An 8,377-nucleotide genomic window follows, 5' to 3' on the forward strand; every position below is an offset into this window, starting at 1 on the left:
AAGAGAGAGGCCCGTTGTGAACACTGCGAAGCCAGGCGCCACCGTCCGTTACACCCTGATGCGCTTCATCCTCTTCGTCGGCTGCTTCGTCGTGGTCCTCGCGCTGGTGGAGTTCGGGATCCTGCCGAGGGGGCTCGGCGACTCCAACCTGATCTGGGTGCTGCTCCTCGCGATCGTCATCTCGGCGCCGCTCAGTCTCGTGCTGCTGCGCAAGCAGCGCGACGAGATGTCTGTCGCGCTCGTTCCGAAGATCGACGGCGCCAAGGCCAAGCTGGAGGCCAACCGGTCCCAGGAGGACGGCGCGATCCAGTAAGCGCGACACATCGGCGCCTTTGCGTCGGCATCGGCATCCAGCGCCCCGGCTTCCGAGCCGGGGCGCTGCCGTGCTCAGACGTGCAGTTCGGGCGGGAAACCCGTCCAGCGCAGTTCCCCGGGAAGGTGCCCGGTGTCGTTCTGGAGGAGCAGGGAAGCGGGGCGGCCGGGCGCGTAACGGATGACCGTCAGGGCGGCATTCGCGTGATTGAGCCCGATCCAGCGCCACTTCGGAGCGTCCAGCGCGTCACGGACCAGCCAGGCGACGAGGAAGTTGTGCGTGACGACCAGCTCGTGGCGTGGTGCGTCGCCCTCGACCGGTCCGGTGAACCGAGCCAGGGCCGCTCGGGCGAGCCCCGGCCCGGGGTCGCGCTCCTCCGGCGGGAACTGCGCCAGCCGCTCCAGCGTGGCGTCGGCGATCTCCGGTGGCAGCTCATCCCTGGCCGGAAGGTAGGGCAGGTAGTCGCCCGCCGGCTCCGCGCAGTTGAGGGGCACGCCGTCGAGCTGTTCGGCGACCAGCCGTGCCGTCTGCGCCGCTCGCGGGAGGGGGCCGTGGTGAATCGCCGAGAGGGCGGTGTGGCGAAGCCGCTCACCGAGCAACGCGGCCTGGCGGCGCCCGTTCGCCGAGAGCCCGCTCTCGTCGTCCGTCGCCTCACCGTGCCGGGCCAGATAGAGGTAGCGCGCGGCAGTTGTCATGCGGGGCCTCCAAGATCGTATGGCTGGCAGGACGCCCTTCAAGGGCGCCCGGTTCCCGGGTGTTGGGCGGGCTCAGGCCCTGACGCGGTGCCAAATAAAACCTTTGAGGTTCTCAAAGTACGAGTGTTAATGTGTCGACATGAAGACAGCAGTGCGCACTTGTCATGCTCCGAGCATCCTGCTCGTGGCGCGCCTGCACGTCGATCTCTGCCGCCGCACGTCCGCGGCCTGTCGCCGCTCGCTCTGACCCGGCATCACGCGGCGACTCGCTCCTCCTGCTCCTCCTGACCAGGAACCCCCTTCCAGCGCACGGGCGCCGCATCCTGTCGCCGTCATCCCCGGCCCACCATGCCCACGTCCCCATGCCCGCGCCCATCTCCGCGCGGGCGTCCGCGCCCCTGTCTGGAGTGTGTCCGTGTCCACGACGAACCCCGCCCCTTCCGGCTTCCGCCTCTCGCGCGTCCCGTTCTGGGCCCAGATCGTCACCGGTCTGGTCCTCGGTGTGCTGCTCGGCTGGCTCGCCCGCAGCCAGAACATCCACTGGCTGTACTCGACGCTCGATCAGGTCGGAAGCATCTTCATCCAGCTTCTGAAGCTCGCCGTCGCACCGCTGGTCTTCTTCGCGATCCTGGTGTCGATCACCAACCTCCGTAAGGTCAACAACGCGGCGAGACTCGCCTCCCGCACGCTGCTCTGGTTCATGATCACGTCACTGATCGCCGTGGCCATCGGCCTCGCGATCGGCCTGATCACCAACCCGGGCGCCGGTACGGGACTCACCCCGAAGGACGGCAAGGCGCCCCAGGGGTCGGGCTCCTGGATCGACTTCCTCACCGGCATCGTGCCGACCGACATCATCACGCCGTTCACCGAGCTGAACGTCCTTCAGATCGTCTTCATGGCGGCGGTCGCCGGTATCGCCGCCCTCAAGCTCGGTGAGAAGGCCAAGCCCATCCTCACCATCAGCGAGGCCGTGCTCGAACTGCTCCAGAAGGCGCTGTGGTGGGTCATCCGCCTCGCCCCGCTCGGCACCATCGGCCTCATCGGCTTCGCCATCGCCGACTACGGCTGGGACCTCATCGGCAAGTACGCGACGTTCACCGCCGATGTCTACGTGGGCTGCGCGCTGGTGCTGTTCGGCGTCTACCCGCTGCTGCTCGCGACGGTCGCGAAGGTCAACCCGATCCAGTTCTTCAAGGGCGCCTGGCCCGCGATCCAACTGGCCTTCGTCTCCCGCTCCTCCGTCGGCACGATGCCCGTCACCCAGAAGGTCACCGAGCGCCTCGGCGTCCCGAAGGAGTACGCGTCCTTCGCCGTACCGTTCGGCGCGACGACCAAGATGGACGGCTGCGCCGCCATCTACCCGGCGCTCGCCGCGATCTTCATCGCCCAGATCTTCGGCGTCGACCTGGGCGTCCAGGACTATCTGCTGATCGCCTTCGTCTCCGTGGTCGGCTCGGCCGCCACCGCCGGACTCACCGGCGCCACGGTCATGCTGACGCTGACCCTGTCCACGCTGGGACTGCCGCTGGAAGGGGTGGGCCTGCTGATGGCGATCGACCCGATCCTCGACATGATGCGCACCGCCACGAACGTGGCCGGCCAGATCGTGGCCCCGCTGATCGTCTCCGCACGCGAGAACATACTCGACCGCGCGGCGTACGACTCCGCTTCCGCGTCGCCGGTGGACGACTACGACCGTGAGACGCCGGAGCGGCAGGTGAAGGTCCCGGTCGCCGCCTGACGCACGAACAGACCGCCGCGACGTTGCCGGCCGATTCCGGATCAGCGGAATCGGCCGGCGACTCGCATGTCGGGGTGTTCGCGACGGGGGAGGCGGCCCGTTCCGTGTGAAGAATCCAGCGGGATTCCGAGAACACGGAGCCGGGCGCGTGGGGTGTGGTTGTCGGTAGATGCTTCAATCGCACGATCTGACCCCGAGAGGAGCCGCTCGTGCCCGCTGTCATGCCTGCCGACGGCGTGCCGCCCGTCACGCTCGTCGAGCCCACACGACTGCGTGTCGACGGGGTCGTCAGAGAGGTGGCCGTGCCGCCGCTCGTCGCACCCGTCCGGCACGGTTCGCTGGCGGACATCCCCTTCGACAACGCCGGCGCGGCGCCGTTCGAAGCCGTGATGAGCAGGAAGCGGCGGCCGGAACCCGGGCGGTCCACCAAGCAACCGAAGAGCGCGAAGGGCGCGAAGGCTCCGAAGGGTTCCAAGCACGACTGGCAGGACGTCACAGCCGTCGAGTTCGCCGACGACGTCCGCGCCGTCGCCAAGGGCCTGATCGCCGAAGGCCTCCAGCCGGGCGACCGGGTCGCGATCATGGCCCGTACGAGCTACGAGTGGACGCTGTTCGACTTCGCCGCCTGGGCCGCGGGGCTGGTCACCGTACCCATCTACCCCACCGCCTCCGCCTTCCAGGCCCGCTGGATACTCCAGGACGCCGGTGTGGTCGGCTGTGTCGTGGAGGACGCCGCGCAGGCGCAGTTGATCAGCCAGGAACTGCCGCAGCTCCACGGTCTCGGCCACCTCTGGACCTTCGACACCGGCGCGGTCGACCACCTCCGCGCCGTCGGCGAGCACCTTCCGGACGAGGCGGTGAGCGACCGCCGCGCGCGCCTCACCCCCGACTCCGTCGCGACCCTCAGCTATACGTCGGGAACGACCGGCCGCCCCAAGGGCTGCGTCCTGACCCACGGCAACTTCTTCGCCGAGATCGACAACGCGGTCCAACTGCTGCACCCCGTCTTCCGGACGGTGAGCAAGGAGCCCGCATCCATCCTGCTGTTCCTCCCGCTCTCCCATGTCTTCGGCCGCATGGTCGCGATCGGCTGCCTGCGCGCGCGGGTACGGCTCGGACACGCGCCGTCGATCAGTACCGACGACCTCATCGCCGACCTGGCGGGCTTCCGGCCGACGTTTCTGCTGGCCATCCCCTACGTCCTGGAGAAGATCTACAACACCGGCCGCGCCACGGCCGAACGGATGGGCCGCGCCTCGTCGTTCGACCGCGCCGCGCGGATAGCCAGGCGCTACGGCCAGGCCGTCGAGGAGGCCGAGTGCGGCACGGGCCCCGGCCCGTCACCCGCGCTGCGGGCGGCCCGCGCGCTCTACGATCCGCTGGTCTACCGGCGTATCCGCACGGCCCTCGGCGGCCGGGTGAAGCAGATCATCTGCGGCGGATCCCCTCTCGGGCGCCGGCTCGCCTCCTTCTACACGGGAGCGGGCATCGAGATCTTCGAGGGCTACGGCCTTACGGAGACCACGGCAGCGGCGACCGTCACCCCGCCCCTCAAACCCCGCATGGGCACGGTCGGCTGGCCGCTCCCGGGCACCGCCGTACGGATCGGCGACGACGGGGAGGTACTGCTCCGCGGCGGCCAGGTCTTCCGGGGGTACTGGGACAGGGACCGGGGCGAGGCCGTCCCCGCGCAGCCGCCGGAGGCCGAATCGGGCGCCGGCGGGGACTGGTTCGCGACCGGGGACCTGGGCTCGCTCGACGACGACGGCTATCTCAGCATCACCGGGCGCAAGAAGGACATCCTCATCACCTCGGCGGGCAAGAGCGTCGCGCCCGCACCGCTGGAGGACTGGCTGCGCGCGCATCCGCTGATCAGTCAGTGCATCGTGCTCGGCGACAACCGGCCCTACATCACCGCGCTGATCACCCTGGAGCGCGACGGGCTCGACCACTGGCGGCAGATGAAGAAGAAGCAGGAAGTGCCCCTCGCCGAACTGATCGAGGGAGACGAGTTGCGGGGCGCGCTGCAGCGGGCGATCGACGAGGCCAACAGGCTGGTGTCCCGCGCGGAGTCGATCCGCCGCTTCCTCGTGCTGCCGACCGACTTCACCGAGGCGAACGGCCGGCTGACCCCGTCGCTGAAGCTGCGGCGCGCGGCGATCACGGCGGACTTCGCCACGGAGATCGAGGAGTTGTACGCGCGATGACCCGGGATACGGACGCGGGGCGCGGCGATCCGGTGCCCGATCTGGACCTGTCGCCGGAGCGGCGCGCGGCGGTGGTACGGGAGTTGTGCGACGCCCTGAGCGGCGCGTACCCCGGCGCACGGGTCGAGCCGCGCGGTTCGCTGGCCGCCGGCACCGCCGACCCGTACAGCGACATCGATCTGCTGTGGGACGTGCCGGACGAGCGGTTCGCCGGGTGCCTGGCAGAGGTGGGGGACGTGCTGGGGCGCGTACGGCCCGTCTCCGCCGTCCGGGTCGACCCCGACTACCGGCTCTGCGACCGCCGGAGGCTGCTCTTCGTCCACTTCGCCGACCTGCCGCTGTTCTGGCGGCTGGACCTCGACGTACGGGCGCGGTCGGTCGCCGGGGACGAGACGTACGGTTCGGACGCCGTCGCCGCCCCCGGCGACGACTGGTCGGCAGCCGCCAGCGCGCTGGCCAACGCCGTCGCGGCGATCAAGGCGGTACGGCGCGGCAGGGACGGGGACGCCAGGGGACTGCTCGAAAGGGGGTTCGCCCGGGTGGACGCCCTGGACGCCCTCGACGCACCGGACGCTCCGGGCGCTCCGGGCGCCGGGGCTGCGGTCTCCGGCCACTGGCGTACGGACGTCACGCGCCTCGCTTCGGCGGCGGCGCGGGCCGAACCGGCACAGGCGGATCACGCGGCCCGGGTGACGGCGCTGGCGAGGGCGCTTCTCGGCCCGTGACCGCCAGGGCCGAAGGGGGCCGGGCACAGGCAGGAGCCCTGCTTTCCCCACCCGAGTGGGGGAAGCAGGGCTCCTTGGGTACAGCTCACATGATGCGCGATCTCCGACCCGGGCAACTAGGCCGGGGTGACGTTCTCCGCCTGCGGGCCCTTCGGACCCTGAGTGACGTCGAAGTTCACGACCTGGTTCTCTTCGAGAGAACGAAAACCGGACGCGTTGATCGCGGAGTAGTGGACGAAGACATCCGGGCCGCCGCCGTCCTGGGCGATGAAGCCGAAGCCCTTTTCAGCGTTGAACCACTTGACGGTTCCGGTAGCCATAAGCCCTCCTTGGGCCAAAGGGTTGCCCTGCTCCAGAACCTGCAAACAAGTCTGAAAACTACAAAAGCCTGCGGGTCACATGCTCCGCAGGCTCTGTACTGCAAGGGAAACCAAACTGCAACTTGCGGCGAGCCTAGCACGCAGCTCACGCGTAGCGGTAGAGGGAAAGATCACTTCACCCGGACGTTTGACATAACTCTGATGTACTGACGAATCGGACCCACTCCGGACGCCCCGCGAGCCCTCTCGGATGCCCCCGGAGGGCGCTCCCTTCGGCCGCAGCCCGAGCCCCGCTCAAGGGCCGTACCTCGCGCCCGTACCGTCCCCGCGCGGGCCCCTGACCGGTTCGGGGACGCTCCGGGCCGGTCCGCCGGACGGCGTGGCGCATCCGCGCGGCGTGTCGGCCCGGCGCGCCCGGGGGACCCCCGGGTGACCCGCCGGAGACGGCCCCCGGAGCTCGCTCACGTACACCGCGGGTCTAGCCTCGCGGTTGTGGACAGCCCAGTGGGAAACTCAGTAGAAGAAGCCGCCGAAGCAGCCGGAGCCGACCACCGTCGCACCCGGCCGCGTGTCGGCCATATCCAGTTCCTGAACTGCCTGCCCCTCTATTGGGGGCTCGCCAGGACCGGAACCCTTCTCGATCTGGAGCTCACGAAGGACACCCCTGAGAAGCTCAACGATCGGCTGGTCCGTGGCGACCTCGATATCGCCCCGATCAGCCTTGTCGAATTCCTCCGCAATGCGGATGACCTCGTCGCCTTCCCCGATCTGGCGGTCGGCTGCGACGGGCCCGTCATGTCCTGTCTGATCGTCTCGCAGGTACCGCTGGAGCAGCTCGACGGCGCCCGGCTGGCCCTCGGCTCGACCTCCCGTACGGCGGTCAGGCTCGCCCAGTTGCTGCTGGCCGAGAAGTACCACGTGGCGCCCGACTACTACACGTGCCCGCCCGACCTCGGCCTGATGATGCAGGAGGCGGACGCCGCCGTGGTGATCGGCGACGCCGCCCTGCGCGCCGCGCTGCACGACGCGCCGAGGCTCGGGCTCCAGGTCCATGACCTCGGTCAGATGTGGAAGGACTGGACGGGCCTGCCGTTCGTCTTCGCGGTGTGGGCGGCCCGTAAGGACTTCCTGGCGCGCGAGCCGGAGACCGTACGCCAGGTGCACGAGGCCTTCCTCGCGTCTCGCGACGTCTCGCTGGAGGAGGTCGGCAAGGTCGCCGAGCAGGCGGCGCGCTGGGAGGCCTTCGACGCCGAGCTGCTCGAGCGCTACTTCACGACGCTCGACTTCCGCTTCGGCGAGGCGCAGCTCGCGGGCGTACGGGAGTTCGCGCGCAGGACGGGGCCCACGACGGGATACCCGGCCGATGTCAACGTCGAGCTGCTGAAGCCCTGACACGCCCGAAGCGCTGAAGTGCTGCGCGTAGTGGGGCCGCAGGCCGGACCGTACGTTCCGACGCGCACGTTCCGGCCCGGCCCCGCTCGGGTAGGGTGACGCCCGTCCGTCGGCAGGGACCAGGCAGTGCACGCGCGGTGCACGCGATCGAGGAGGTGAGACCCGTTACCGAGGTATCAGCGGGATCAGGCCGGGTGCTCCTCTCTCACGCCCGTACGGTTCATCGGACGACCGGACACAGGTGACCGGGGGAGTGCCCTCAGGCATTCCGAAAGGCTTCTTCCCATGTCGCTCTCCCCTTCCTCCGTCTCCCGCTCGGCGATCGTCGGCAGGCTGCGCGCCGCCGGTTGTGTCTTCGCCGAGGACGAGGCGGAACTGCTCATCTCGGCGGCCGGCTCACCGGCCGAACTCGACGCCATGACCGACCGGCGGGCCGCCGGTCTGCCGCTGGAACACGTCGTCGGCTGGGCGGAGTTCCACGGTCTGCGGATCGAGGTGGACGCCGGGGTCTTTGTACCCCGCCGCCGTACGGAGTTCCTGGTCGACCAGGCGATCGGCCTGGCCGCCGAACGGACGGGTGCGGTGGTCGTCGACCTGTGCTGCGGCTCCGGCGGTGTGGGCGCCGCGCTGTACGCGGCCCTGGACGGCGCCGAGTTGTACGCGGCGGACATCGACCCGGCGGCGGTACGGTGCGCCCGCCGCAACATCACCGGCAAGGGCCAGGCGTACGAGGGCGACCTCTACCGACCGCTGCCCGCCGGGCTGCGCGGCCGCGTCGACATCCTCGTGGCCAACGTCCCGTACGTACCCACGGAAGAGATCGAACTGCTCCCGGCCGAGGCGCGCGTGCACGAGGCGCGGGTGGCGCTCGACGGTGGCGCCGACGGGCTCGACGTCCTGCGCCGGGTCACGGCGGAGGCGGCCGGGTGGCTGGCGCCCGGCGGCCACCTGTTCTTCGAGACGAGCGAGCGCCAGGCGCCG

General features: G+C 70.0%; 9 protein-coding genes. 7 read left to right on the forward strand and 2 right to left on the reverse strand.

The window, feature by feature from the left end:
• Positions 1-16 precede the first annotated feature (16 nt).
• Entirely contained in the window at positions 17-313 is a 297-nt protein-coding gene (locus QR77_RS24035) for a DUF4229 domain-containing protein (RefSeq protein WP_040024201.1), read from the forward strand.
• A gap of 74 nt (positions 314-387) precedes the next feature.
• Here QR77_RS24035 and QR77_RS24040 read toward each other — a convergent pair whose 3' ends face one another.
• Positions 388-1,008 carry a histidine phosphatase family protein gene (locus tag QR77_RS24040; protein ID WP_040024202.1) on the reverse strand — a complete coding sequence of 207 codons (621 nt, stop codon included), beginning with the start codon at positions 1,006-1,008 and terminating at the stop codon, positions 388-390.
• A gap of 139 nt (positions 1,009-1,147) precedes the next feature.
• On the opposite strand from QR77_RS24040, the gene QR77_RS50035 reads away from it, so the two are divergent.
• The 4 genes from QR77_RS50035 (at position 1,148) to QR77_RS24055 (ending at position 5,684) form a co-directional block, all read left to right on the forward strand.
• Positions 1,148-1,255, forward strand: coding sequence for a putative leader peptide (locus QR77_RS50035; protein ID WP_347359791.1), 108 nt, complete (start codon positions 1,148-1,150; stop codon positions 1,253-1,255).
• 168 nt (positions 1,256-1,423) lie between these two features.
• Positions 1,424-2,752: a dicarboxylate/amino acid:cation symporter gene (locus tag QR77_RS24045; protein ID WP_107068975.1), complete on the forward strand. Its 1,329-nt coding sequence runs from the start codon at positions 1,424-1,426 to the stop codon at positions 2,750-2,752.
• Between the two features lie 221 nt (positions 2,753-2,973).
• Entirely contained in the window at positions 2,974-4,959 is a 1,986-nt protein-coding gene (locus QR77_RS24050) for an AMP-dependent synthetase/ligase (protein ID WP_040024204.1), read from the forward strand.
• On the forward strand, positions 4,956-5,684 hold the full coding sequence (locus QR77_RS24055; protein WP_236710794.1) for a nucleotidyltransferase domain-containing protein: 729 nt from the start codon (positions 4,956-4,958) through the stop codon (positions 5,682-5,684). The genes QR77_RS24050 and QR77_RS24055 overlap by 4 nt, the downstream gene beginning before the upstream one ends.
• A 116-nt stretch (positions 5,685-5,800) precedes the next feature.
• Here the strand turns inward: QR77_RS24055 and QR77_RS24060 are convergent, their stop codons facing one another.
• A complete protein-coding gene (locus QR77_RS24060; RefSeq protein ID WP_003967102.1) occupies positions 5,801-6,004 on the reverse strand; it encodes a cold-shock protein in 204 nt (67 codons plus the stop codon).
• Positions 6,005-6,508: 504 nt separating this feature from the next.
• Between QR77_RS24060 and QR77_RS24065 the strand changes: the two genes are divergently transcribed.
• Both QR77_RS24065 and QR77_RS24070 read left to right on the forward strand, forming a co-directional pair.
• Positions 6,509-7,396, forward strand: a complete 888-nt coding sequence (locus QR77_RS24065; RefSeq protein ID WP_107068976.1) for a menaquinone biosynthesis protein — start codon at positions 6,509-6,511, stop codon at positions 7,394-7,396.
• Positions 7,397-7,681: 285 nt separating this feature from the next.
• On the forward strand, positions 7,682-8,377 hold a 696-nt coding region (locus QR77_RS24070), incomplete at its 3' end, for a putative protein N(5)-glutamine methyltransferase (protein ID WP_040028557.1).

It is taken from the genome of Streptomyces sp. 150FB (assembly GCF_000818195.1).
GTDB lineage: Bacteria > Actinomycetota > Actinomycetes > Streptomycetales > Streptomycetaceae > Streptomyces.